General features: G+C 38.5%; 24 protein-coding genes. 11 read left to right on the top strand and 13 right to left on the bottom strand.

The features are described from left to right. Nucleotides 1-4: 4 nt before the first annotated feature. The 9 genes from cobA to GUB10_RS11685 all read right to left on the bottom strand — a co-directional run bounded on the left by cobA (nucleotide 5) and on the right by GUB10_RS11685 (nucleotide 9243). On the bottom strand, nucleotides 5-817 hold the full coding sequence (gene cobA / locus GUB10_RS11645; protein ID WP_370591096.1) for a uroporphyrinogen-III C-methyltransferase: 813 nt from the start codon (nucleotides 815-817) through the stop codon (nucleotides 5-7). Continuing rightward, entirely contained in the window at nucleotides 783-2876 is a 2094-nt protein-coding gene (locus GUB10_RS11650; protein ID WP_193711630.1) for a HEPN domain-containing protein, read from the bottom strand. Before GUB10_RS11650 ends, cobA begins: the two co-directional genes overlap by 35 nt. 174 nt (nucleotides 2877-3050) lie before the next feature. Continuing rightward, nucleotides 3051-3680: a phosphoadenosine phosphosulfate reductase family protein gene (locus tag GUB10_RS11655; protein WP_193711631.1), complete on the bottom strand. Its 630-nt coding sequence runs from the start codon at nucleotides 3678-3680 to the stop codon at nucleotides 3051-3053. A gap of 65 nt (nucleotides 3681-3745) precedes the next feature. Then, a complete protein-coding gene (locus GUB10_RS11660; RefSeq protein ID WP_193711632.1) occupies nucleotides 3746-3997 on the bottom strand; it encodes a DUF2061 domain-containing protein in 252 nt (83 codons plus the stop codon). A gap of 122 nt (nucleotides 3998-4119) precedes the next feature. Then, a complete protein-coding gene (locus GUB10_RS11665) occupies nucleotides 4120-4536 on the bottom strand; it encodes an Rrf2 family transcriptional regulator (RefSeq protein WP_193711711.1) in 417 nt (138 codons plus the stop codon). Nucleotides 4537-4630: 94 nt separating this feature from the next. Next, nucleotides 4631-5794 (bottom strand): PLP-dependent aspartate aminotransferase family protein, encoded by a 1164-nt coding sequence (locus GUB10_RS11670; protein ID WP_193711633.1) that lies wholly within the window; start codon nucleotides 5792-5794, stop codon nucleotides 4631-4633. Between the two features lie 21 nt (nucleotides 5795-5815). After that, on the bottom strand, nucleotides 5816-6889 hold the full coding sequence (locus GUB10_RS11675; RefSeq protein ID WP_193711634.1) for an aspartate kinase: 1074 nt from the start codon (nucleotides 6887-6889) through the stop codon (nucleotides 5816-5818). After that, entirely contained in the window at nucleotides 6852-7865 is a 1014-nt protein-coding gene (locus tag GUB10_RS11680) for an alpha/beta fold hydrolase (protein WP_193711635.1), read from the bottom strand. Before GUB10_RS11680 ends, GUB10_RS11675 begins: the two co-directional genes overlap by 38 nt. A gap of 85 nt (nucleotides 7866-7950) precedes the next feature. Next, a complete protein-coding gene (locus tag GUB10_RS11685; protein WP_193711636.1) occupies nucleotides 7951-9243 on the bottom strand; it encodes an O-acetylhomoserine aminocarboxypropyltransferase/cysteine synthase family protein in 1293 nt (430 codons plus the stop codon). An 891-nt stretch (nucleotides 9244-10134) separates the two neighbouring features. On the opposite strand from GUB10_RS11685, the gene metK reads away from it, so the two are divergent. The 5 genes from metK (at nucleotide 10135) to GUB10_RS11710 (ending at nucleotide 15419) form a co-directional block, all read left to right on the top strand. After that, complete coding sequence (gene metK / locus GUB10_RS11690) at nucleotides 10135-11391, top strand: methionine adenosyltransferase (RefSeq protein WP_193711637.1); 1257 nt, start codon at nucleotides 10135-10137, stop codon at nucleotides 11389-11391. A gap of 132 nt (nucleotides 11392-11523) precedes the next feature. Beyond that, on the top strand, nucleotides 11524-12888 hold the full coding sequence (locus tag GUB10_RS11695; protein ID WP_193711638.1) for an acyl-CoA dehydrogenase family protein: 1365 nt from the start codon (nucleotides 11524-11526) through the stop codon (nucleotides 12886-12888). 27 nt (nucleotides 12889-12915) lie between these two features. Beyond that, complete coding sequence (locus GUB10_RS11700; RefSeq protein WP_193711639.1) at nucleotides 12916-13845, top strand: glyoxylate/hydroxypyruvate reductase A; 930 nt, start codon at nucleotides 12916-12918, stop codon at nucleotides 13843-13845. Between the two features lie 111 nt (nucleotides 13846-13956). Beyond that, nucleotides 13957-14409 carry a universal stress protein gene (locus GUB10_RS11705; protein WP_193711640.1) on the top strand — a complete coding sequence of 151 codons (453 nt, stop codon included), beginning with the start codon at nucleotides 13957-13959 and terminating at the stop codon, nucleotides 14407-14409. A 71-nt stretch (nucleotides 14410-14480) separates the two neighbouring features. Then, a complete protein-coding gene (locus tag GUB10_RS11710; protein ID WP_193711641.1) occupies nucleotides 14481-15419 on the top strand; it encodes a pyridoxal-phosphate dependent enzyme in 939 nt (312 codons plus the stop codon). Here GUB10_RS11710 and GUB10_RS11715 read toward each other — a convergent pair. Then, nucleotides 15416-15934 (bottom strand): DinB family protein, encoded by a 519-nt coding sequence (locus GUB10_RS11715; RefSeq protein WP_193711642.1) that lies wholly within the window; start codon nucleotides 15932-15934, stop codon nucleotides 15416-15418. The genes GUB10_RS11710 and GUB10_RS11715 overlap by 4 nt on opposite strands. Nucleotides 15935-16268: 334 nt before the next feature. Here GUB10_RS11715 and GUB10_RS11720 point away from each other — a divergent pair, with 334 nt between their 5' ends. The 3 genes from GUB10_RS11720 to GUB10_RS11730 all read left to right on the top strand — a co-directional run bounded on the left by GUB10_RS11720 (nucleotide 16269) and on the right by GUB10_RS11730 (nucleotide 20428). After that, entirely contained in the window at nucleotides 16269-19562 is a 3294-nt protein-coding gene (locus GUB10_RS11720; protein ID WP_193711643.1) for an amidohydrolase family protein, read from the top strand. Nucleotides 19563-19670: 108 nt separating this feature from the next. Further along, the gene (locus tag GUB10_RS11725) at nucleotides 19671-20003 is read left to right on the top strand and encodes a DUF202 domain-containing protein (protein ID WP_193711644.1); all 333 of its coding nucleotides are present in this window, start codon (nucleotides 19671-19673) and stop codon (nucleotides 20001-20003) included. Between the two features lie 56 nt (nucleotides 20004-20059). Beyond that, complete coding sequence (locus tag GUB10_RS11730) at nucleotides 20060-20428, top strand: DUF6122 family protein (RefSeq protein WP_193711645.1); 369 nt, start codon at nucleotides 20060-20062, stop codon at nucleotides 20426-20428. A gap of 207 nt (nucleotides 20429-20635) precedes the next feature. Here GUB10_RS11730 and GUB10_RS11735 read toward each other — a convergent pair whose 3' ends face one another. Both GUB10_RS11735 and GUB10_RS11740 read right to left on the bottom strand, forming a co-directional pair. Then, nucleotides 20636-20995 carry a DUF779 domain-containing protein gene (locus GUB10_RS11735; protein ID WP_193711646.1) on the bottom strand — a complete coding sequence of 120 codons (360 nt, stop codon included), beginning with the start codon at nucleotides 20993-20995 and terminating at the stop codon, nucleotides 20636-20638. Nucleotides 20996-20998: 3 nt separating this feature from the next. After that, a complete protein-coding gene (locus GUB10_RS11740) occupies nucleotides 20999-22498 on the bottom strand; it encodes an aldehyde dehydrogenase family protein (RefSeq protein ID WP_193711647.1) in 1500 nt (499 codons plus the stop codon). Between the two features lie 113 nt (nucleotides 22499-22611). Between GUB10_RS11740 and GUB10_RS11745 the strand changes: the two genes are divergently transcribed. Beyond that, nucleotides 22612-23529, top strand: coding sequence for an AraC family transcriptional regulator (locus GUB10_RS11745; protein ID WP_193711648.1), 918 nt, complete (start codon nucleotides 22612-22614; stop codon nucleotides 23527-23529). On the opposite strand, the gene GUB10_RS11750 is transcribed toward GUB10_RS11745, so the two are convergent. Beyond that, on the bottom strand, nucleotides 23526-24419 hold the full coding sequence (locus GUB10_RS11750; RefSeq protein WP_193711649.1) for a DUF302 domain-containing protein: 894 nt from the start codon (nucleotides 24417-24419) through the stop codon (nucleotides 23526-23528). The two genes, GUB10_RS11745 and GUB10_RS11750, sit on opposite strands and share 4 nt — an antisense overlap. Before the next feature lie 165 nt (nucleotides 24420-24584). On the opposite strand from GUB10_RS11750, the gene GUB10_RS11755 reads away from it, so the two are divergent. Then, nucleotides 24585-25199 carry a deoxynucleoside kinase gene (locus GUB10_RS11755; RefSeq protein ID WP_193711650.1) on the top strand — a complete coding sequence of 205 codons (615 nt, stop codon included), beginning with the start codon at nucleotides 24585-24587 and terminating at the stop codon, nucleotides 25197-25199. 11 nt (nucleotides 25200-25210) lie between these two features. Further along, complete coding sequence (locus tag GUB10_RS11760; protein WP_193711651.1) at nucleotides 25211-25876, top strand: sterol desaturase family protein; 666 nt, start codon at nucleotides 25211-25213, stop codon at nucleotides 25874-25876. Nucleotide 25877 lies beyond the last annotated feature (1 nt).

Genomic DNA, 25877 nt, shown 5'->3' on the forward strand with positions numbered 1-25877 from the left:
GCCCCTAGGCCCCAAACGGGGAATTTATAATTACTGGTTCCTGAATTGCGTTTTTCATTACCGACTCTAATTTCCCGCTTTCTTTAACAACTTCGCCGATCACGATAATGGCAGGTGCGGTTAATCGCTTTTCTGCAACTACTTTTTCTATACTTTTTATGGTTCCAAAACCCGACTTTTCATTGGCTGTGGTTCCATTCTGAATAATCCCTACCGGAATATTCTCTTTTCCGTAATAACTAAAAATCTCAACAATTTCCCGGAGTTTTGCCATTCCCATCAAAATCACCACCGTTGCGGTAGATTGCGCTGCCAAACGAACATCTTCTGAAATTTTCTTTTGGGTTGTGGTTCCTGTTATTACCCAAAAACTCTCGGAGGTGCCACGTTGGGTAAGTGGAATCCCCACATTGGCCGGAACGGCAATAGAGGAAGTAATCCCCGAAACTACCGTGGTTTCCAGGCCATATTGTTTTGCATAGTTAATCTCTTCTGAGCCTCTTCCAAAAATAAATGGATCGCCTCCTTTTAGCCTAACTACGTGACCTCTCTCCAGCGCATACTTTACAATAAGTTCGTTAATCTCATCTTGAGAATAGCGATGTTTATCCTTTCTTTTTCCTACAAAAATATGTTCGGCTTGTGGGGCGTATTCCAATAAATCGCGATTAATAAGCGCATCAAAAAGCACCACTTTGGCATCTTTTAAAGTGTTTAAAGCCTTAAGTGTAATCAATTCAGGATCTCCCGGCCCGGCGCCAACCACGCTTAATTTTGGTGAATTATACATTTTGTACCTCCTTTGTTCTAAATGCATCTACTCTTTTTAAGAACAAATGCGCATCTTCTAAATATTTATTGGCAAAAGCTTCATTGGGCTCGTGCTCATTCATTTGGTAGGCAAACTCTTTAAAAGAAGTTGCCAACTCAATTTTGCCGGTGTCTATAAATAACTCATCAAACTGAGAGATAATCCCGGCCTGGGTATTGGTTTTCACGTCTTCTGCAAGCAATAATGCTTTAGCTGAATTTACAATAGACGTATAGGAATGATAAATACTATCGGCCCAGGCTTTTCGCTCCAATGCACTTTTAGCATTATCTATCTTTTCTTCACTTTCAAATAACAAAGTTGCGATAAGATCTATAACCACGCCGGCACACTCGCCTACTCCAACCGCTTTTATATAAGGCTTTTCGTGCCCCCAATCCACATATTCATTTTCGGTAATAGTTGAAGTATCGGCAAGTTCTTTTAGTAAATCATAGAAATAGGTTTTCCCCTGTCTATCATAGTATTCTGCAAATTTTTCTTCAGAATTGGCATTCGCCTCGAAATCGTTAAGTAGCAATCGTAATGCTTGTGGCCCTCGCTTACTGGGCACTTTTACAACTTTATCGGCAAAACGACCTTTTCCGTTTCCAAGTGTTCCACCACCAAGTAAAACCTGAAGTGCCGGTGCCACGGTTTTTCCAACTTTTACAGACATTCCCTGAAAACCTATCTCGGCCATATTATGCTGGCCACAGGCATTCATACATCCACTAATTTTTATGGTGATGTCTTTTCCGTTTATAAACTGCGGATATTCCTCTTTTAAAACATCTTCCAAAACATCTGCAATTCCCGTACTGCTGGCAATACCAAGGTTACAGGTATCGGTACCCGGGCAGGCGGTAATATCTACGGTTTTGTCGTAACCGGTTTCAGCGTAACCAAGTTTTTTTAATTCTGAATAGAAAAAAGGCAGAAACGCTTCTCTAACATGACGAATTAGGATATCCTGTCTTAAACTAAGTCTGATTTCATTTCCCGCATATTTTTTAACCAAATCGGCAAGTTTCCTGGCACCTCCGGTATAAAAATCACCTAGCGGCACACGAATTCCCACAGCAAATAAGCCTTCCTGTTTCTGCGGAATTACGTTGGTGTTTTTCCAGGTTTCAAAGTGCTTTTTATCTTCAATTTCAACCTGAGGAACCTCAACTTTCTGAAGTAGTGGTTCTACCTCAAATTTTTCAATTTCAAAATCTGGATGATTTTTAGAAAGTGCCGTATTTTGCTCAGACACCAATTTCATAAAAGCTTCTTTACCTATATCTTTTATAAGAAACTTCATTCTGGCTTTCAGCCTCTTTTTGCGTTCACCATATCTATCAAAAACCCGTAAGACCCCTTCAATTAAAGGAAGAAGTTTTTCGGCCGGTAAAAATTCATAAAGTTCATCGGCGTGTCTTGGCTGAGAACCGAGTCCGCCGCCCAACATTACTTTAAATCCGCGTTTCCCGTCTTTCAACTTTGCAATAAAGCCCAGATCATGAATATAGCTAAGTGCCGTATCTTCTTCTGAAGAAGAAAAAGACATCTTAAATTTCCTCCCCATTTCCTGGCAAATAGGATTCCGCAGGAAAAACTGGAAAGTTCCATGGGCGTAAGGAGAGACATCAAAAGGCTCATTTTTATCTATCCCTGCAGTTGGGGAGGCCGTTACGTTTCTCACCGTATTTCCACAAGCTTCCCGTAAGGTAATGTCATCTTTTTCAAGTTGCGCCCAAAGTTCTGGCGTTCTATCCAGACTAACATGATGAATTTGAATATCCTGGCGCGTGGTAATATGCAATCGGCCTTTGGAATATTCATCAGAAACATCGGCTATTCTATGTAATTGTTCTGAAGTGACTCTTCCAAATGGCAGTTTTATACGAACCATTTGCACCCCAGCCTGCCTTTGTCCATATACACCACGCGCCAAACGCAGGCTTCGGAATTTTTCTTCGTCGGCTTTTCCTTCACGAAACAGCCTGATTTTTTTCTCTAAATCAAGGATATCTTGCTCAACTACCGGGTTTTCTATTTCGGTTCTAAAACTTTGCATTACTAATAATTTTTAAAATGATGCCTAAAACAGGCGTTTAACAAAAAAGGTTCTTTTGTGTTTTCACCTAAAAGAACCTTTTATAAATTTTACAAAAAGATACCTTTAAGTGCTGGGAATACACATAAAGCGGCACATGATAATCTGTGATTTTTCTTTATTCATTTTTTTATATTAAGCATGAAGCCCACACTCCCTATTTTCCAGAACTTTAGTGGGATCAAAATACTTGAACTCATTTGGCAGGTTATTTTCCTCTAAATAAGCATCTAGTTTTTCGTCACTCCAGTGATAAAAAGGGCTCACTTTTAACAATCCGTCTTTACTGTAACTCAAAATATCTATGCTATTCCTAAAATTGGTTTGACCCTTTCTAAGATTTGTAAACCAAACATCAGGATTTTGCTGATTCATGGCACGTGCAAAAGGCTCCAGTTTCACCTGCCTGGTAAACTCTTCGTGTTGAGGATTATTAATATCGGGAATTCCTCCAAAAAGTGCATCCCTATATGCTGCGGTTTGTTTTGGTATATAGAGCTTTACATTTAACTGTAATTGATCTATCACCTGTTTTGCGTGCTTGTAAGTTTGAGGGGTATTATAACCGGTATCGCACCATATGACCTTTATCACAGGATCTATTTCTGAAACTGCATGTAAAATTGCAGCTTCATAAGGCCTAAAGTTGGTGGTAACTACAGGTCTTTCTGCATTAGAAGTCACCCATTGTACAATCTCGGCCGGGGTTATTCCCTTGAATTGTTGGTTGAGAATTTTTAATTCTTTTTCACTGTACCGTTTCATCTTTCAAAATTTTCTGGTTCTTCTAGAACCTAACTTAACTTTATATATTTTTCTAAAATTCAATTTCAATCTTTCCCAAAACTAATCATGTTCCAAAGTCGCTCGTGGCCAAAATACAAAACCATTTTAGTGACCAATTCTACCGATCCTATGGCGAGTGCAGTGTCAATTTCCCCTGTAAGAACCCAGGAAATAGCTATGGTATCTAAGGTTCCTACAATCCTCCAACTCACCGTTTTTAGAATACTTCGTAGAGGCTTCTCTGAAGTCCTGTCTTTTTTATATGTGGTTTTAGTTTTTGCCTGATCCAATATCATACTCCTCAAAATTTTTAATTCTATTAACCTATAGAATTAGTAGGTTATAGAGCAAAAGTAATTTTATTTTTTTTTAGACCAATAAATAATGGTCTAATTTTCAGTTTTTAACATTAAAAAAATTATTTCCTTGCTGAAATATCGGCTAAAGTATTATCGCCTAAAACCTTAAGTGTACTATCCCTAACCTGTATCATTAGGCTATGCACCGAACAGGTTTCTTCACTAGGGCAATCGTCACACTTTTCGTAATAATTAAGGCTCACACAGGGAACCATGGCAATAGGACCTTCCAAAACGCGTATAACCGCTGTCATTTGAATATCTTTAGGCTCTTTTATTAAATAATAGCCCCCACCCTTGCCTTTTTTGGATCCTAAAAATCCCGATTTTCGTAATTCCAACAGAATGCTTTCAAGGAATTTTTGGGAAATATTTTCGCTTTTGGAGATTTCTGAAGTTTGCACTGGTTTCTTATCGGCTTTTTTCGCGATAAACGCCAGGGCTTTAATACCGTATTTAGTCTTTTTTGAAAGCATACTGCGAATATACTCAAATATTGACTTTTTTACATTTATTATAGATCTCTCTACGAAAATATCAAAACGAAAGCATTCTGCTGAAATGAGCATATTAAATTGAATTTAATGCCTGCTTTAGGTCTTCTATTATATCTTCTACATGTTCCAGGCCTACCGAAACCCTAACTAAACCGGGGGTTATCCCAGCTTCCAATCTATCTTCTTCACTTAATTTACTATGGGTGGTAGAGGCAGGATGCGTCACAATACTTCTTGTATCTCCCAAATTGGCAGATCTTGAACAGAGTTTTACGGCATCAATAAACCTTCTACCTGCTTCAATCCCCCCTTTAATCTCAAAGGAAACAATGTTTCCTCCTTTTTTCATTTGTTTTATTGCAATCTCATATTGTGGATGCGATTTCAAAAATGGATATTTTACATTTTCAGCATTGGCCTGGGATTCTAAAAACCGTGCTACTTTTTCGGCGTTTTCGCAATGTTTATCCAAACGCACCGACAGGGTTTCAAGGCTTTTTGAAAGCACCCAGGCATTGAACGGCGACAAAGCCGGGCCGGTATTTCTTGAGAACAAATAAATTTCCCGAATCAAATCGGCTCTTCCTACAGTTACCCCTCCTAGCACACGCCCCTGGCCATCTATTAGTTTTGTTGCAGAATGAATTACTAGATCTGCTCCATATTTAATAGGGTTTTGCAACCAGGGTGTGGCAAAACAATTATCAATTACCAGAATAATATTATGCTTTTTCGCAATCCTCCCCAACAACTCCAAATCCAAAATGTCCAAACCTGGATTGGTAGGCGTTTCGGCAAAAATCATTTTGGTTTCCGGCTTTATTAATTCTTCAATCTTATCAACTTCGTTTACATTAAAATAAGAGTGCGAAATATTCCACTTTGGAAAAAATTTGGTAAACAAACTGTGGGTAGAGCCAAAAACAGCTCTGGCCGAAATTATATGATCGCCACTATTTAACAAGGCCGCAAGACTGGAAAAAACAGCACTCATTCCTGTGGCAAAAGAAAAACCGGCCTCTGCCCCTTCCATTTTTACCATTTTTTCAGTAAACTCTGAATTGTTCGGATTTGTAAAGCGGCTATAGATATTGCGTTCTTTTTCCTCAGAAAAAGAAGCCCTCATGTCTTCGGCATCATCAAAAACAAAACTAGACGTAAGATACAAGGGCGTGGAATGCTCCTGGTATTGCGTTCGTTTGTTTTGGGTTCTAATGGCTTCGGATTCAAAATGCATAATTGTTGGTTTTGTTGATTTTTAATTTAGCCTTTGCGATAATTTAAGTACATCGCCGGCAATTCCACGGGCAGTTACGGCAGCTCCTGCACCTGCTCCCTGAATAACCAGGGGTTGATCTCCATAAGATTCGGTGTAGATCTCAAAGATGTTATCGGCTCCCTTAATTTGTCCCAGGGCTGTATTTTTTGGTTCAGAAATAAGCTTTGCCTCCAGGCTGGCACTGGCTACTTCAATCTCACCAATATATCGCAATACATTACCTTGTTCCTGCTCGTTCTTGTGTTTGCTAAAAATCTCGTCTAACTCCCCAAGTCTTTGTTGAAATTCCTCTGCGGTAGTTTTTCCGTTTAATTTCTCGGGAATTAAAGACTGAATTTTAACTTCTTGAAACTCCTTATCTAACTCAAGCTCACGGGCAAGAATTAACAATTTCCTACCAACATCGTTACCTGAAAGATCTTCGCGGGCGTCAGGCTCGGTATAACCAAGCGTTCCCGCTTTCTTTAATACATCAGAAAATTCTTCCTGATTTTCGGAAAAAGTATTAAAAATAAAGCTTAACGAACCGGAGAAAACTCCACGAATTTTGGTGACTTTCTCACCAGATTGGTATAGGTCCTGAACGGTTTGTACTATGGGCAACCCTGCACCTACATTGGTTTCGTAATAAAAATGTTTGCCGTGATAATCCAGTTCTTTACGTATTTCTTTGTAAAAATCTGAAGATAAGGTATTGGCTACCTTATTGGCCGCTACCAGGTTAAAGCCATTTTGAATTAACCTTATATAAATTGATGCAAACTCCTTACTTGCCGTAGCATCTATCCCAATTAAGTTTTCAAGATCGTTGGTTCTGGTAAAATCCAGGATATCTTCAAGTTTATAATTTTTAGCTTTGCTTTTGAATTCTTCTTGCCAGTTTTCAGAAATTCCTTCGGTAGTAAAAAGTGCTTTTGTAGAGTTGGCAATTACCGGAATGCTTATTGAAACTCCCGAATTCTTTTCCCATTGCTCTTTTGCGTTAAGTAATTGATTGATAAGGGTACTTCCTACGTTACCGATCCCAAACAAGATGATGTTCACTTTTTTCATTTTCTTTAATGTTGGTTTTAAATACAGGTTTTAAAAATCTAGACAGTTGTGCGGCTTCAATTAAAAACGCATCATGCCCGTGTATTGATTTTATTTCGTGAATACTCACATTATTTTTTTCGAGCGAAAGGTTTACATAAGTGTCCCAGTTCTCGTCGGCCAGGAAAAACCAGTCTGAATTTACCGTTACTATATGAATATCGCCCTTAATTTTTTTTGCGGCCTCCAGGTATTTACCGCTACCTTTACTAATATCTATGGTGGTTAGTAAATGGTTCATTAACTTATATGAAGCCAGTTGAAAGCGTTCTTCCAATTTTTTACCGTGGTATTGCAACCAGCCTTCAACCTTATAACAAGGCTCCAGTTCTTCTTTACTTCTATTAAATTTTTTACTTAGGGATTGTGGCGTACGGTAAAAAGTCATGGCATGCATTCTAGCGTCTTTTACCGGGGTATTAGAGTTATTTAATATTTGTCCCTGCACTTTACAATTTGCCAACACCCAATCTGTAGCTTTATAATCGGTTGCAATAGGAATAATATGTTCGGCCAAATCGGGTTTTAAAGCAGCCAATTCCCAGGCAAGGGCTCCTCCTATAGAGCCGCCAATTATAGCAAAGAGTTTTTCTATTTCCAGACGTTCCAGGGCCAGGGCTTGAATTCTGGCAATATCGGCCAGGGTAAACTCCTTGTAATTCTCAATTAGGTGTTCTTTTTTCCCATTGAACCCATTACCCGGAATATTAAAAGCCAGAATACTAAATTTATTGGTATCTACACTTTTGTTTTCACCTACAATTTTGGTCCACCACCCCAATTTCCCGGTAATTTGAGAGTTTCCTGTAAGCGCGTGGTTTATTAAAACAACCGGCGCAGTTTTATGGCTTTGCCCAAATTGTTGAAAGCTCAAATGGATATCCTGTACCGTTCCCGCCGAATTCCTAAAATCTTTTAAACAAAGTTCCTGAAGCATTTTTCTCTTTTTTTGATTTAGAAAGAGCAAAAGGAAAAAGACTTAACCTGGCTGCTTTCTCCTTTGCCTTTCCACCAACAATAAATTAAACCAGTGCTTTTTCTTTAATCTTGGCAAATGCCTCCACTAAATCTGCTTTTAAATCTTCTATATTTTCAAGTCCTACAGAAAGTCGAATAAGGTCTTTTGTAACTCCGGTTGTTGCCTGTTGCTTCTCGTCCAGTTGCTGATGCGTGGTACTTGCAGGATGAATAATTAAAGATTTGGTATCTCCAATATTGGCAACAAGAGAAAATAGTTTGGTCTCGTCGGCAATAACTTTAGCCGATTCAAAGCCACCTTCTACTCCAAAAGTAACCACACCACTTTGGCCTTTTGGAAGGTATTCTTTAGCCAGTTTATTGTACTTACTACTTTCAAGCCCCGGATAATTCACCCACTTCACTTCTTTTTGCTGTTCCAACCATTGGGCGAGCGCAAGGGCATTTTCACTATGTTGTTTTATCCTAATTTCCAGGGTTTCCAGCCCCTGTAAAATCTGAAAAGCATTATATGGGCTTAATGCTGCCCCGTGATCGCGAAGACCTTCAATTCTAACTTTAGCAATAAAAGCTGCTTCTTTCAATGCCTCGTGATAAACAAGTCCGTGGTAACCCGGTGATGGCTCTGTAAATTCCGGGAACTTTCCATTTGCCCAGTCAAAATTACCTGCATCAATAATAGCACCTCCCAGCGAAGTTCCATTACCGCTAATGTATTTGGTAAGCGATTCAATAACAATATCTGCTCCGTGCTCAATGGGTTTTAACAATGAAGGGGTAGCAACAGTATTATCAACTATAAACGGAACTTTAAGTGCACTGGCTTCTGTAGCAATGGCTTTTAGATCTAGCACATCGAGTTTTGGATTCCCTAGAGATTCCACAAAAATTGCACGGGTATTTTCTTTGGCCGCCTTTTTAAAGTTTTCGGGATATTCAGGATCTACAAAGGTGGTGGTAATTCCCAATCTAGGTAAGGTTACGCTCAGTAAATTGTAAGTTCCTCCATACAAACTACTGGAAGCTACAATATGATCTCCGGCTTTTAAAAGCGTTAAAAGCGTAGTGTTTATAGCAGCCGTTCCAGATGCAGTAACTACTGCCGCAATACCTCCTTCCAATACAGCAAGCCTTTGCTCCAGAACATCGTTCGTTGGGTTGTTTAAGCGGGTGTAGATGTATCCGGGTTCAGCCAATGAAAAAAGATTTGCAGCGTGATCTGAATTATTAAATACATAAGAAGTGGTTTGATAAATAGGCACAGCCCTTGTTCCTCCATTGTTTTTAGTATCGTGACCGGCGTGTAATGCGTTTGTTGAAAATTTTTGCGTACTCATAATTTCTAATTTTTTATATTCTTACTTCGTATTTTGAAGTTTGATTTATTTTTTATTGAATTCCCTACTTTGCGGGTATATAATTGTTTTGTAAAAAAAAGTCCCCTTAAGTAGCTATTACCAAGGGGACCTTTTAAATTGAACTCTAAACAAACTAAGTTAAATTCGGTTTTGGCAATAGCGATTCATGTGTCGCATCATCATAGACATCATCATATCACGCATCATCATATTGTTCATTGCCTTTTTCATCTCGTTTATTTCTATAGCTCCGGAAAACCGGAATTCTTCGTTTTATTTTTTATTGTAATTCTAAGCTTACAACATTAAATTATGACATAAAAAAACCGCTGCGTTTGGCAGCGGCTTTTTCAATTTTATCTTTTCAGATTTATTCAATTGAATGCGCTGCGGAGGCTTTCCACATCATCATACGCATCATATTGAAAATTGTCTGGTACATTTCTTTGTTTTGTTCCCGGCAAATATAAGGGGAGAAATTTCTAATTTCCAAATCGAAACAGCATTTTTACGAAAAAAATTTTAAAAGGCGTAAAAAATAAAAAGTCGATATTTATTTTGATTTAAAAATAACAATTCTTCATTTTCAAATCAAAAACAAAGACAATAAACTGTAAGTCAAATAATTACAAAATAGATGCTTTTATCTACGTTGCTAACATCCTTAAACCGAATAAAAAAGAAAGTTAAAGCAAGTTCGAGTTGAGGTTATTTTTATACATTTGTATCCGAATTAATTAAAGGGAAGGATTTGACTGATTGCAACCCTCAAATACACGAAATGTGTATTAAAAATGCTAAAGCAGTAATACACTCCTCTTAGCTTTATCTGTCAAATGCTGCCCATATTTTTTAAAAACATTTTTAAATATGGCATATTTATTTACTTCAGAAAGTGTATCTGAAGGACACCCCGATAAAATCGCAGATCAAATTAGCGATACACTGCTGGATAATTTTCTTGCATTTGATGAAAACTCCAAAGTTGCCTGCGAAACCCTGGTAACTACAGGACAGGTTGTACTTGCCGGTGAGGTTAGAAGTGATACCTATTTAGATGTACAAAACATTGCCAGGGAAGTAATAAACGATATTGGTTATACCAAAGGGGCTTATAAATTTAGCGGGGATTCCTGTGGTGTAATCTCATTAATTCACGAACAATCCCAGGAGATTTATCAAGGTGTAGATCGTGGAAACAAGGAAGAACAAGGTGCCGGAGACCAGGGTATGATGTTTGGTTACGCTACCAACGAAACCGAAAACTATATGCCGCTGGCACTGGACATTTCACATAGAATTCTTATTGAACTGGCAAAATTAAGGCGGGAAGGAAAAGATATTCCTTACCTGAGACCAGATTCTAAAAGCCAGGTTACCATAGAATATAGCGATGATAATGTTCCGCAAAAGATTGTTGCCATTGTGGTTTCTACCCAGCACGACGATTTTAATGGTAACGATGAGGAAATGCTGAAAAAGATTAAGAAAGATATTATTGAAATTCTTATTCCCCGGGTAAAGGCACAATTACCTGAATATGTACAAAAACTATTTAACGACGACATCACTTATCATATAAACCCTACAGGAAAATTTGTTATTGGCGGTCCTCACGGTGATGCCGGTCTAACCGGAAGAAAAATTATTGTAGACACCTACGGTGGCAAAGGTGCCCACGGAGGTGGTGCTTTCTCAGGTAAGGATCCCAGCAAGGTAGATAGATCTGCTGCTTATGCTTCCAGGCACGTAGCCAAAAATTTAGTGGCTGCCGGGCTTGCCGATGAAGTGTTAGTACAGGTTTCTTACGCGATTGGGGTGGTAGAGCCTACTTCAATCTCTGTAGAAACTTACGGTACGGCCAAAGTAGATATGAAAGATGGAGAAATCGCTAAAAAAGTAGCTGAAATTTTTGACATGCGCCCCTGGGCCATTGAAGACAGGTTAAAACTTAGAAACCCTATTTATCGCGAAACCGCTGCCTATGGTCATATGGGAAAAACCCCAAGAACCATTACAAAAATCTTTAAAAGTCCTTATTCCGGAGAAATAAAGAAAGAAGTTGAATTATTTACCTGGGAAAAACTGGATTATGTAGATAAAGTAAAGGAAGCTTTTAAGCTTTAAATTACAAATGCCATAATTATATAAAATACCGCTGCAATCAGCGGTATTTTTTTTGACTTTTTCTTCGGAAAGCTTTAACAACGGGGCGCAGTTTTAATTCCTATTTTTAGAATTACACTAACCAAGCGTCTTATGTCTGTTTTTAAAAAAGTAAAAAACACTATCAACCTATTAAAGTCGGTTGATATGGATCAATTAGCGAAAATCAATAAACAAATAGATCTTTCTGAAGCGGTAAAAAGTTTAGGCCAGCTCGATGAACGTCAGCTGCAGGGTTTAATGAAAATGTTAAAAGCCAAGCGTAAAAAAGGCCAAAGCGATCTCCCTCCCATAGATGGCGATTTTTACAACTTAGACCTTAAGTTAACAGAAGAGCAACGCAAGCTCCAGATGCAGGTGCGAAATTTTATGGAAGATGAAGTGAGACCTTTGGTGAACGACCATTGGAACCGGGCTAAATTTCCACACGAAATCATTGAAAAATTCAAGAAATTAAATATTACGGGCGTTCCTTACAAAGGTTATGGCTGCCCCAACCTTCCTTTCTTAATGGAAGGTATCATTGCGCAGGAAATTGCCAGGGTAGATGTGTCTATCTCAACTTTTTTTGGCGTACATAGCGGGCTTGCAATGGGCTCTATTTATCTATGTGGTAGCGAAGAACAAAAACAAGAGTGGCTTCCAAAAATGCAAAAACTGGAGGCGATTGGCGCTTTTGGCCTTACAGAACCAAATGTAGGTTCTGGTGTTGCCGGTGGCCTGGAAACCACCTGTAGGTTTGATGGCGAAAGTTGGATCTTAAACGGACAGAAAAAATGGATAGGTAACGCCACCTTCGCCGATGTAATTATTATTTGGGCAAGAGATGAAGATAGTAACCAGGTAAAAGGTTTCCTGGTTAGAAAAGAAAATCCCGGTTTTAAGGCTGAAAAGATGCAGGATAAAATGGCACTGCGAATTGTACAAAATGCCCTCATTACCTTAACCGATTGTAAGATACCCGAAAGTGATAGGTTGCAAAACGCCAATTCATTTAAAGATACCGCAAAAGTACTTCGCATGACCAGGGCCGGGGTAGCCTGGCAGGCGGTTGGCTGCGCCCGTGGAGCTTACGAAAGTGCTTTGAAATACACCCGAAAAAGAGAACAGTTTGGAAGACCCATTGCCTCTTACCAACTAATTCAGAATCACCTGGTAGAAATGGTATCTAATCTTACTGCAATGCAAACCCTGGTTTTTAGGCTTTCTGAAATGCAGGATGCCGATTTGCTTACAGACGAACACGCATCTCTGGCCAAAGTATTTTGCAGTATGCGCACCAGGGATGTAGTAAGCCGTGCCCGCGAAGTAATGGGCGGAAATGGTATTTTACTTGAACACGATGTAGCGCGTTTTGTGGCCGATGCAGAAGCCATTTATAGTTATGAAGGAACAAAAGAAATAAATTCACTTATTGTAGGCCGTGCAATTACGGGTTATAGTGCATTTGTGAGTTAATACTAATCAAAAAAAAATAGAAAAAGAATGTCATTATTAGTTATTAGTCCGGGGAAAGACCCGGAAGCCTGGGTTAAAGCATTAAAAGAACAACATCCGGGCCTAAACATTTATGTTTATCCGGAAGACCATGATAAAGAAGAAGTAGAGTTTGCCCTTACCTGGAAGCATCCACGCGGAATTTTCAAAAATTACCCTAATTTAAAAGTGATTGCTTCTATGGGTGCTGGGGTAGACCATATTACCAGTGATGAAGAGCTTCCCGAAAATATTAAAATCACCAAAGTAGTAGATGATAGATTAGAAGAAGATATGGGGACTTTTGTGCTGAGCCTTATTCTGGCTCACCAAAGAAACCTTCTGCATTACAGGGAAAGTCAACTTAACGAAAAGTGGGAACCTGTTCCCTACACCCGAAACAATCAAATTAAAGTAGGAATTTTAGGAATTGGAAACCTGGGACAACGGGTAGCACATAAATTACTTCAAAACGATTTTCAGGTAATTGGATTTTCAAGAAATAAAAAAGAAATTGAAAATGTAGAAAGCTTTGCCGGCGAAGATGAACTGGACGAATTCCTGGAACAATCCAATATCCTGGTAAATATGCTCCCTTTAACTCCGAATACCGAAAAAATACTCGACAAAGAATTATTCGAAAAATTACCAAAGGGGGCCTATCTAATAAATGTTGCGCGTGGAGAACATTTGGTAGAGCAGGACTTATTGGCCAAAGTAGATGATGGTCATCTTTCGGGGGCTGCCTTAGATGTATTTTGGGAAGAACCCATTAGAGATGAACATCCGTTTTGGAAACACCCAAAAATTAGAGTAACTCCCCACATTGCCAGTGTTACCCATCCAAAATCTGTGGTACCGCAAATTATTGAGAACTACGAAAGATTGCAGGACGGGGAACCACTTAAAAATGAAGTGAAAAGAGACATAGGTTATTAGTAAACTACCTCGTGTCAAGCTCACGAGGCATTCGTTGGAAACAAATTTTTAATGTCGAGGCAAGCCTTGGAGGTATTACACCCTTTGGCGGCGCCAATAAAAAAGTTACTTATGAAAAATTTCAAAAACATTCTTGTAGCCATAGATTTTAACGATGCCGTTGGGGAACTAATGGCTTATGCTGAAAGTATTGCAATGAAATTTAAGGCAAAGATCTGGGTGGTTCACGTGGCCGCCCCAGATCCCGATTTTGTGGGTTATAGCACCGGCCCTCAATACATAAGGGACATGCGTGCCGACGAACTTAAAACCGAACATAAAGAATTACAGGAAATTTGCAAGATGTTTATTAGTGAAAAAATACCATCTGAAGCCCTTTTAATTCAAGGCTCTACTGTAGAAACGGTTCTGGAAGAAGCCAAAAAATTGAAAGCCGATATGCTTATTGTAGGTACGCACAAACACAGCTTTTTTTACAATCTTTTTGCCGAAAGTGTATCGGTAGAACTTTTTAAAAACGCTGAAATACCGGTTTTTGCTGTACCCATTGAAGAAAAAAAATAGGCGATTATTTCATTTCTATTAAAATCGCAACATTTATTGTCATTAATTTTATTCGCATAAGTTTTTTTATAATGATAAGCAAAGAGGAATTCACAAAATTACACTCCAAAATCGCAACCTATATTAAGCGCACGCCCATTATGCGGTCTCGATTATTGAACGGTCTCGCAGGGACCGAAGTATATTTTAAATGTGAGAATTTTCAAAGAATGGGTGCTTTTAAAATGCGTGGTGCTACGGCCGCAATTATGGCTTTAGGTGCAGAAGAACGTAAAAAAGGCGTGGTTACCCATTCTTCGGGCAACTTTGCACAAGCAGTTTCACTTTCAGCAAAAAGTCTGGGAATTCCGGCTTACATTGTAATGCCCTCCTCTGCTCCACAAGTAAAGAAAGAGGCCGTAAAAACTTATGGCGGGCAAATTACCGAATGTGAACCCAATATAAAAGCCCGGGAATCAGCAGCCAAAAAAATACAGGAAGACACGGGAGCTGTTTTTCTGCATCCTTCTAATGATCTTGATGTAATTTATGGACAGGGCACCGCAGCTAAGGAATTTCTGGAAGATTTTCCCGAATTAGACCTAATTATAACTCCCGTTGGTGGCGGCGGACTTTTAGCGGGCACAGCACTTGCGGTAGACTTTTATGCTGAAAAATGCAAAACTATAGGTGCAGAACCCTTTGAAGTTGACGATGCCTACAGGTCTCTTAAAAGCGGAAAAATTAAGTTTAACAAAAGTACCAATACCATTGCCGATGGTTTAAAAACCCACCTGGGCGATAAAAACTTCCCTATTATTCAAGAAAGAGTCTCTGAAATTATTCGGGTAGAGGAAGAAGAAATTATTTCCGCTATGAAGCTTATTTGGGAACGGCTTAAAATTGTAGTTGAACCATCGGCAGCGGTAGCTTTTGCAGCCCTTTTACGTGAAAAAGAAAAATTTCAGGGAAAAAAAGTAGGGATTATTATCTCGGGAGGCAATGTAGATGTAAGCAATTTACCTTTTTAAATTTCCCGGTTTTCCTTTAAAAAACTCACCGTTACCAAAACTTGCCCAACGTGCCGTTGGCTATGTTCTGCTACGTGAAACAACAAACCAATTACGCTAGATGGCAATGCTTTTCTACCCACCGGTCTATTTTCTGTCAAAATATCTTCAGGGGTATTTTTAAGAAAAACGACTGCCTCCTCTACCTTTTTTCGGAAATTTTGTACAAGGATTTTCATGGAAATATCTTCATTTGAATTTCCCTCATTTTTCAAATAAGCAAATTGAGCTTCCGATAGCTTTTCAGCTTTTGCATAGCTTAACATTCTATCTACTACTCCGGTTAAATGTTGCAAATGAAAACCCACAGAAGCTCTTCCTGAGGACATTTTCCAAAGTAACTCTTCCGGAAATCCCTGCGTGTATTTTTCTATTTCTTCCATGGATTGCAAAAGTGCATGAGCCACAGGCTGCAACAAATTAGGCACCCCCGCTACTTTTCCCCGTAACCAAACTTCAGGTTTATTATCTCCCATTTTTTTAAGAATTTCAGTAAAATATTATTTACATCAAACTTAATAGAAAAAGTAATACTCATAAAAAACATACGTCATAAGATTTCAGGTTTTAAATCTACATATCTGCTTTAGCTTTTAAGCATTTCATAGTATATTTAGCCTCTTAAAATAAGAGCTTATTAAACACTAAGGGCATATCAATTCGAATAGTTTTTATGAATAATAACAATGAAAATTAATTGAGAACAGACTCAAGTGTTTAGCCTTCTCAATATATTTTTTTACTTCAAAAAACGCTCGAATTGAGACTTTTATAATTGGCATCATAACAAAAATCATTAAAAATTACACTATGCTTAGAAATTTCCTTCCGGCTATCTTGTTACTTTTAGCCGCTTCACCACTTTTCTCTCAAGAAGACGAAGAGAAAAAGAAATGGGATGTAAACAATCCTTATTCCGACGATTGGAATATTAAAGAAGTTCAGCTTCAAACCAATGAGGGCACCTGGATGAACCTTGATGTTTCTCCAGATGGCAAAACCATTGTTTTTGACCTTTTGGGCGATATCTACAAAATGCCAATTACCGGTGGTAAAGCAGAACTTTTAAGAAGTGGTATGGCCTATGAAGTTCAGCCGCGATTTAGCCCCGATGGTTCTAAAATATCTTTTACCAGCGATGCCGGAGGCGGTGACAATATTTGGATTATGGATGCCGAAGGAGAAAATGCCAGGCAACTTACCAAAGAAAATTTCAGGCTATTAAACAATGCGGTTTGGACTCCAAATGGCAATGCCATAGTAGCCAGAAAACACTTTACCTCGGGACGTTCTCTTGGTGCCGGCGAGATGTGGCTGTACCATATTGGCGGTGAAGGAGGCCTACAACTTACAGAACGTAAAAACGACCAGCAAGACGTAAATGAGCCCAGTATTTCTCCAGATGGCCGCTACCTTTACTACAGTGAAGATATGTATCCCGGCGGAATGTTTCAATACAACAAAGACCCGAATAAGCAGATTTACGTAATAAAACGCTACGATTTTGAAACCGGTAAAAATAAAACTATCACCGGTGGTCCCGGGGGCGCAGCCAGACCTCAGGTTTCACCCAATGGCAAAAAACTTGCTTTTATTAAACGAGTTAGAACCAAATCGGTTTTATACATTCACGATCTGGAAACAGGCGAAGAATGGCCGGTTTACGATAAATTGAGTAAAGACCAACAGGAAGCCTGGGCTATTTTTGGGGTATATCCCGGATTTAGTTGGATGCCTTCAGGAAAAGAGCTTGTTTTTTGGAGTGAAGGAAAAATCAATAAAGTAAATATTGAAAATTACGAAGCCGAAGTAATTCCTTTTGAAGTTGAAAACACCATAGAAATCGCTGAAACCCATCGTAGCGAACACCAGGTGTTTTCAGAAGAATTTAATCCAAAAGTAATTCGCCATGCGGTGACTTCACCAAACGGAAAAACACTGGTTTTTAATGCCGTTGGTTATTTGTGGAAAAAATCATTACCTAACGGAAAACCTCAGCGTATTACCAAAGGTGAAGATTTTGAGTTTGAGCCTGCTTTTTCACCAAACGGGAAAGAAATTGTTTACGTAACCTGGAACGACTCAGAAATGGGAGCTGTGATGAAGGTAGGCCTAAATGGAAGAAACCCGCAGAAGCTAACTTCAGAAAAAGGTATTTACAGAAACCCGGCTTTTTCAAATAATGGAGAACAAATTGTTTTTGTGAAAGAAAGGGGCAATAGTGACCAGGGACAAACATTTAGCAAAGAACCGGGAATTTACACGATAAGTGCTTCAGGAGAAAACAAAAAGAAAATCCACCACACAGGAGATTTCCCGATGTACAACAAAGACGATTCCCGTATTTTCTTTCAAACCGGGGGCGCACTTATGGGTAGCTTGCAAAAAAGCCTAAAAAGTATTGATTTAAACGGAAATGACGAGCGCACGCATATAAATTCAAAACGTGCCAACCGTTTAGTACCTAGCCCAGACAATAAATGGGTAGCTTTTAGCCACCTGCACCAGGCCTATTTAGCACCACTTACCTTAACAGGAAGACCTTTAGATTTAGATAACAATACCAAAAGTATTCCGGTAACCCAAATTACCAAAGATGCCGGGATGAACTTGCATTGGTCTAACAACAGTGAAAAAGTACACTGGACTTTAGGTGACGAGTATTTTACCAATAAAGTTTCAGAGCGTTTTACGTTCCTGGAAAGCTCTCCAGATTCTATTCCTGCCATTACCGAAAAAGGAACAAAAATAGGATTGGAATTAAAAACCGATGTGCCTAAAGGGCAAATAGCTTTCACAAATGCCAGGATCATTACCATGAATGGTGACGAGATAATTGAAAACGGAAGTATTTTAATTAAGGAAAATAAAATTGTTTCAGTAGGCGAAGCTTCCGAAGTGACTATTCCCAATAATGCCAAAGTTTATGACCTGGAAGGAAAAACCATCATGCCGGGTATTGTAGATGCACACGCTCATATTGGTGCTTTTAGATATGGTTTAACACCAAAAAAACATTGGCCTTTATACGCAAATATGGCCTTTGGGGTAACTACCGTGCACGATCCTTCGGCTTTAAGTGAAAGCATTTTTAGTATGGCAGAACTGGTAAAAGCCGGTGAAATGGTAGGGCCTAGAATTTACTCAACGGGAATTATTTTATACGGTGCTGAAGGAGATTTTAAAGCAGTTATAAATAGTTTAGAAGATGCTAAATCGGCTTTAAGAAGAACAAAAGCCTTTGGGGCAACCTCGGTCAAAAGCTATAATCAACCACGCCGCGAACAGCGCCAGCAAATAATGCAGGCAGCGAAAGAGTTAGAGATGAACGTAGTGCCCGAAGGTGGAAGTACGTTTTTACATAATATGAACATGATTGTAGACGGGCACACCGGGATAGAGCATAATATTCCTATAGCTCCTGTTTATAAAGATATAGAAACACTTTGGGGAAATAGCAAAACCGGTTACACCCCTACATTAATAGTTAATTACGGAGGCGTAAACGGTGAATATTATTTTTACCAGAAAGACAATGTTTGGGAGAATGAGCGTTTGCTGAATTTTACTCCGCGTCAAATTGTAGATTCAAGATCAAGGCATCGAACCAAACTACCTGATGAAGAATATGAAAACGGACCTATTTTAGTTTCAAACACCGCTAAAGAACTATCTGACCTTGGTGTAAAAGTAAATCTTGGCGCACACGGGCAGTTACAGGGTCTTGGTGCCCACTGGGAACTTTGGTTATTGCAAATGGGAGGCATGACGAATTTGGAAGCCCTCCAAGCCGCCACCATTAACGGTGCCGAATATATTGGCATGGGTAGTGAAATCGGGTCTTTAGAAGAAGGTAAACTAGCCGATTTAATTGTTTTAGAGAAAAATCCATTGGAGGATATTCGTAACTCTGAATCGGTTATTTATACCATGGTAAATGGCAGGCTTTATGAAGCCGAGACTATGAATGAAATTGGAAACAACCCAAAAGAACGCAATGAATTTTACTGGGAAAACAACAAATATAATGCGGCTTTCCCATGGCACGAAAGCACCCAGAGCTTTACTGCTCCCGGTTGTACCTGCCATAGATTAACAAATTAAAAACTCATAAATTGGATAGTTAATTTTAGCTTTTGCTTAAACAAACCTAATTTGGTAACTTTTAAAGCAAATTAACTATCCAGTTTCTATGCTGAAATATGAAATTTTATGAGAAGGGTAAAATTTGGTAAGCTTTTCACTCACAGAAAAATAGATGAAAGCATTATTCGTGAACATCTTGCGCTGGAAAGAACTAAGCTCGCCAATGAGCGTACATTGTTATCTTACACGCAAGCATCTATGTATTTTTTACTGGGGGGATTGGCTTTAATTCAGCTAAAGGAATATCAAGAGATGCATTACATTGGCTATTTGGCCCTGGTAATTTCTGTTTTGTTTCTTACTATTGGAATTTGGCGATTTATCGTACTCAAAAATAAAATGAAAGATCTTTTAAAGGGCAAGATAGAATCTTCTGCTGAAGAGAAAGAGGAGCCTTAATAAGTTAAATACAGGCTTCAATTTTCTTTAAAAACTTCAATTTTTAAGAGCTTCATTTGCAAACATTCACACATTATTTTCTTCATTTTATAGCCATTGGTGCTATTGCCTGGTTCTATGATAAAAAGAACTGGAAAAAAAACTGGCTTATTCTACTGGCTACCATGACTGTAGATATAGACCATATTTTTGCCACTCCCCTATTTCACCCTATGCGCTGCGGAATTGGCTATCATCCCCTACATTCACATTTTGCCATCGCGGGTTATGTATTAGGTGTACTTTTTATTAAGAACAAGCTATGGAAATTGATATTTATAGGTTTACTTTTCCATATGCTAACCGATTTTATAGACTGCCTTTGGATGTTTTCTAAATGCGGTGAGTGTTATACTTCTTCTGAAATTTACAAATGGGTTCATTAAATTCCACAGAAATATCGTACAGCATAATTTTAAAGTAAACTACCTCGGGGTGTTACACCCTTTGGCAGTGCCAATAAATTAGTTTCAAATTCGAACATCTTAGGGATTTTAAAAGACAAAAAAATTAAATCTAGATATCAAAAAAAAAACCTAAAAAACCGCATATTTGGGGTATATGCAGTTTTCAGGCATTGGCTAAGCAATATTTTAAAGGTTTAAATTTTTATTTTCTTCCTCATTAAGCATTCGTGACTTTATAAGAAAACGGTAGCCGGTAGGGATATCTAAAGAGAAACTACCTCCCCTCCCCTTAACGATATCTACCGTTAAATGGGTATGCTTCCAATATTCGAATTGGTCCCGGCTCATATAAAAATTCACTCCACCAACTTCGCCAAGCAATATATCGTTATCATCAATATAAAAATCTTCTTTTGGCAATAACATAGGGGTAGAGCCGTCGCAACAGCCACCACTTTGGTGAAAAATCACCTCGCCGTGCTGTTGCTTCAGTTCTTGTAGCAATTTATTTGCTTCAGGAGTTATTTCTACTCTTTTATAATCCATTTTTTAAAAGAAACCCAGTTTATTCTTATCGTAGGAGATTAACATATTTTTGCTTTGGCGATAATGGTTTAACATCATTAAATGATTTTCCCTTCCAAAACCAGATTTTTTGTAACCTCCAAATGGCGCGTGGGCCGGATAATCATGATAGCAATTTACCCAAACCCGACCGGCTTTTATTGCCCGTGGAATTTGATATAATTGATGTGCATCACGGGTCCAAACCCCGGCACCAAGACCATACATCGTATCGTTTGCAATTTCAATAGCCTCGGCTTCATCTTTAAAAGTACAAACGGCTACCACCGGGCCAAAAATTTCTTCCTGAAACACCCTCATTTTATTATGACCTTTCAGAATAGTGGGCTGAATATAAAATCCGTTTCCTAAATCTCCATCCAGTTTTGCTGCTCCTCCTCCGGCTAAAACCTCGGCACCCTCATCTTTTCCTATCTTAATATATTCCAGGATTTTTTGATGCTGATCACTGGAAGCCTGGGCACCCATCATGGTAGATTCTTCAAACGGATTACCCATTTTTATAGCTTTGGTACGCTCAATTACCCGCTTAATAAATTCGTCGTAAATATCTTCCTGGATTAAAATTCTGGAAGGTGCAGTACAAACCTCTCCCTGGTTAAAGGCGAAAAGTACGGCGCCTTCAATACATTTATCGAGAAAAGCATCGTCATGGTCCATTATGCTATTAAAAAATACATTAGGCGATTTTCCACCCAATTCCATAGTTACCGGGTGTAGGTTTTTTGAAGCATATTGCATAATTAATTGCCCGGTAGTGGTTTCTCCCGTGAAGGCAACTTTGTCTACATTTGGGCTTGACGCTAATGGTTTTCCTGCTTCGGGCCCAAAACCGTGAATCACGTTAAATACACCCGGGGGCAATAAATCAGCTATTTTTTCGGCTAAAAATGTTGCTGAAGCAGGGGTTTGTTCAGCAGGTTTTAAAACAATGCAGTTACCAGATGCTAAAGCAGGCGCTACCTTCCAGGCAAGCATTAATAATGGAAAGTTCCACGGAATAATTTGGGCAACCACTCCCAAAGGTTCATTTATAATTAAAGAGAGGGTATTTTCATTAAGTTCGGTAGCCGAACCTTCTTCGGCCCTAATTGCTGCCGCAAAATACCTAAAATGATCTATGGCCAGGGGTACATCGGCATTCATTGTTTCCCGAATAGCCTTCCCATTATCGGCGGTTTCCATTTGTGCAAATGTTTCCAGGTTTTCCTGGATTACATCGGCAATTTTATGCAAAATAGCAGCCCGTTCTGAAGCCGGGGTTTTCCCCCACTCGTGTTTAGCATTGTTAGCCGCTTCAATGGCACTATTCACATCCTTTTCAGTAGACCTGGGATATTTCGCCAATACCTTATTATCTACCGGAGAATGGTTTTCAAAATAGGCCCCATCTATAGGATCCTGAAATTTCCCATTAATAAAATTACCGTATTTTTCTTTAAATTTTGGTGCTGAGTAGCTCATAGAAATAATTTTAATATTTTAGCAATACAATTTATTTAAATTTAACACCAATTAATTGAACATTCCTATCAATAAATACCACATTACTATCAAGTAATTAAATTAAAAAGGTTTTGAATGATAATTTACTAAAATATAATCACGATTTAAAACTAAAAACTTCTATTGAAAACAGAACGATCTACAGTTCAGATTACGCTGAGTTAAATGTTTTTGAAACCAGGCAGGTAGCCGAGAAGATAAACCTTAAGTTTGGATTCCCAATTATTGCGAGTATGCTTACCGGAAAAAAGGTGATGCATCTTGACGGAATAAAGGCCTTTGATTTTTTCCCAGGGGAATCGGTTGTTTTGCCTTCAGATAAAAAGATGCTTATAGACTTTCCGTTAGCAAGTGCAAAAAATCCAACCCGGTGCCTTGCCTTGGGAATTGATCCTGAAAAGATTAAAGAAACGGTTGAAATCTTTAATGAAAACACCCGAATTGAATTTGAAAATGACACTCATAGTTTCGACACTACTGCGGTTCATTTAGACAATAATCAACAGGTACAATTTGTACTAGATCGAATTTTCAATACTTTCCTGGAGGCCGGGACAGCTAGAGACGCATTGCTAGATTTAATGCTAAAAGAACTTATTATTAGGTTGCTTCAAACCAAAGCAAAGGTTATGCTTTTGGACAACGAAACACTTTTTGACAATAATAGGATGGCTTTTATTGTAAAATACATGCGGGAGCACCTTACCGAAAATATTCAAGTAGATAAATTGGCCAATAAAGCCTGTATGAGCACTTCAAATTTTTATAGAAGCTTTAAAAACACCTTTGGCGAAAGCCCAATAGATTATCTAAACGCAGAGCGAATTAAGTTTGCAAAAAAACTTATTCAGCAAACAAATAAAAAGTTTGCCGATATCGCTTATAAAAGTGGCTTTAACAATACCAGCTATTTTAACCGTCAGTTTAAGCGCTTTGAGAAAATTACTCCTAATCAATATAGAAAATTGGTTAAAAACAATATCGCTTAATATTTTGCGACATTTCCACTTAGTTCCTCCAATGCATTTTTCATAGCACTCAACTGTGGAAGGTTTTTGGTAAGTTTAAACCTTTTTGCCAGAAACACAGGGTCGTTGTAGGATATTTTCACCACACCGGCTTCATCACGCCAAACCAAAAATTTAATCGGTAATTCCAGGGCAATTTTGCTATTCTCCTTCATAATTGGCGTACCAATTTTTGGACTCCCAAATATGATGAGTTTAGTAGGGCGCAATCCAATATTTATTTCCTCAGCATTTTTAAAATGATCTAACTCCATAAAAATCTGCAAATCAGGATTTTCTTTAATCGCCGTTACAAGACGATTGTAAGTGGCATTAAAGTTAAACTCACTAATTTCTGAGATAATACCCTGGTGTTTTTTCAGCTTGAGCTTTCCGGAGCTTTTAACCCTATTGCCCGCAGTTTTAGAAACTACGCTTTTAAGCGTTTTACTAAGATTCCCCAGATCCTTGTTTTTTCTAAGATCGTAGCGCTGTTTCAGGTAATTGGTACTACTATATGTTATTATAGTTTGATTGTCTTGTTTATATACCAATATTTTAAGCGGGAGTTCCAGACCCGCCAATTGATCTTTTTGCATTAAAAGGGAACCTTGTTTAGGATCACCAAAAATAAAAAGGAGATTTTCTGAGAGCTCTAAACCGGCTTTTTTAGCCTCTTTTGAATGTTCAATTTTTGAAAAAAAAGTGAACGTATTGTGTTGTTCTAAAGTTTTTGCCAAACGCGAGGCCGTTTCTTTAAAACTATAATCACTGCGGGCAAGCATTAAATGGTCCTTCTCTTTCTCCTGAGCCGTTCCTAATTGAATTCCGCAATAAAAAATAAGGAAGAAATATTTTAACAGGAATTTCATAGCTTTAAGTTAATGAATTTTAAGAAGATATAGAATGAAAAACTTTAGCTTTTCAAGATTTATGAGTATTTTGACAAAGTGGAAAATTCAAAGAATACTAATTCTTGTATCTTTGCAGGCCGCTTTTTAAAGCGGCTCTAACAACTATCTAATTATAACAACTTTATGCATGTAGCGATTGCAGGGAACATTGGCGCGGGAAAAACCACCCTTACTAAATTATTGGCAAAACATTATAATTGGGAGGCACAGTATGAAGATGTCTTAGAAAATCCCTACCTCGAAGATTTCTATAATAAAATGGAACGTTGGTCTTTTAACCTCCAAATTTACTTTTTAAATAGTAGATTTCGGCAAACACTTCAAATACGAGAGAGCGGAAAAAAAATCATCCAGGATAGAACAATCTATGAAGATGCCCATATTTTTGCCCCTAACCTTCACGCAATGGGATTAATGACCAACAGGGACTTTGAAAACTACAGTTCTCTTTTTGATCTTATGGAAGGCGTGGTGCAGGGCCCCGATCTTCTTATTTATTTAAGAAGCAGCATCCCAAACCTTGTCTCTCAAATACACAAAAGAGGCCGGGATTACGAAAACTCTATTTCTATAGATTATTTGAGCAGGTTAAATGAACGCTACGAAGCATGGGTTCATAACTACAACAAAGGCAATCTATTGATAATAGATGTAGATAATATTAACTTTGTAGATAACCCTGAAGATCTAGGAGATATTATAAACCGAATTGACGCTGAGCTTCACGGATTATTTTAAAAACAAGTAAGATGGAATCAACAAAACTTAAACGACCAAAACATAAGGGCTCTCCAAAACTATTTGATAACCCTATTTTAGAAAAGCTAACGCATACACATATTTCCCTGCCCCTAATTATTTTTGGGCTTATTGCTGCTGCTTTAATCTACTACGGAGTTATTGAAAAAGGTTTTGAAGCACCTATGATGATAGGCCTTTTCGCGGCCGGTCTTTTCTTTTTTACTTTTGTGGAATATATTATGCACAGGTATTTGTACCATATCCCTGCTACCAGCGAAAGAAAGAAAAAAATATCTTACACCATGCATGGGGTACACCATGACTATCCAAAAGATAAATCAAGGCTAGCCATGCCACCGGTGTTGAGTTTAATAATTGCTACCATACTTTTTATTATATACCGGGCGGTATTGGGAGATTATGTTTTTGGTTTCCTTGCCGGATTTTTAATTGGGTATGCAGGCTACCTTGCCGTACACTACTCGGTGCACGCTTTTAAGGTACCAAACAATTTCTTAAAAGTTTTATGGCAGCACCATAGCATTCATCACTACCGTGAGCCAGACAGGGCATTTGGGGTATCTTCCCCACTTTGGGATCATATTTTTAGAACGATGCCTAGAAAAACGGCGGCCAGCAGAAAAACTGCAGTAGGAAAAAGCATTGACGACTAGT

Source organism: Salegentibacter sp. BLCTC (genome assembly GCF_015143665.1).
GTDB lineage: Bacteria > Bacteroidota > Bacteroidia > Flavobacteriales > Flavobacteriaceae > Salegentibacter > Salegentibacter maritimus.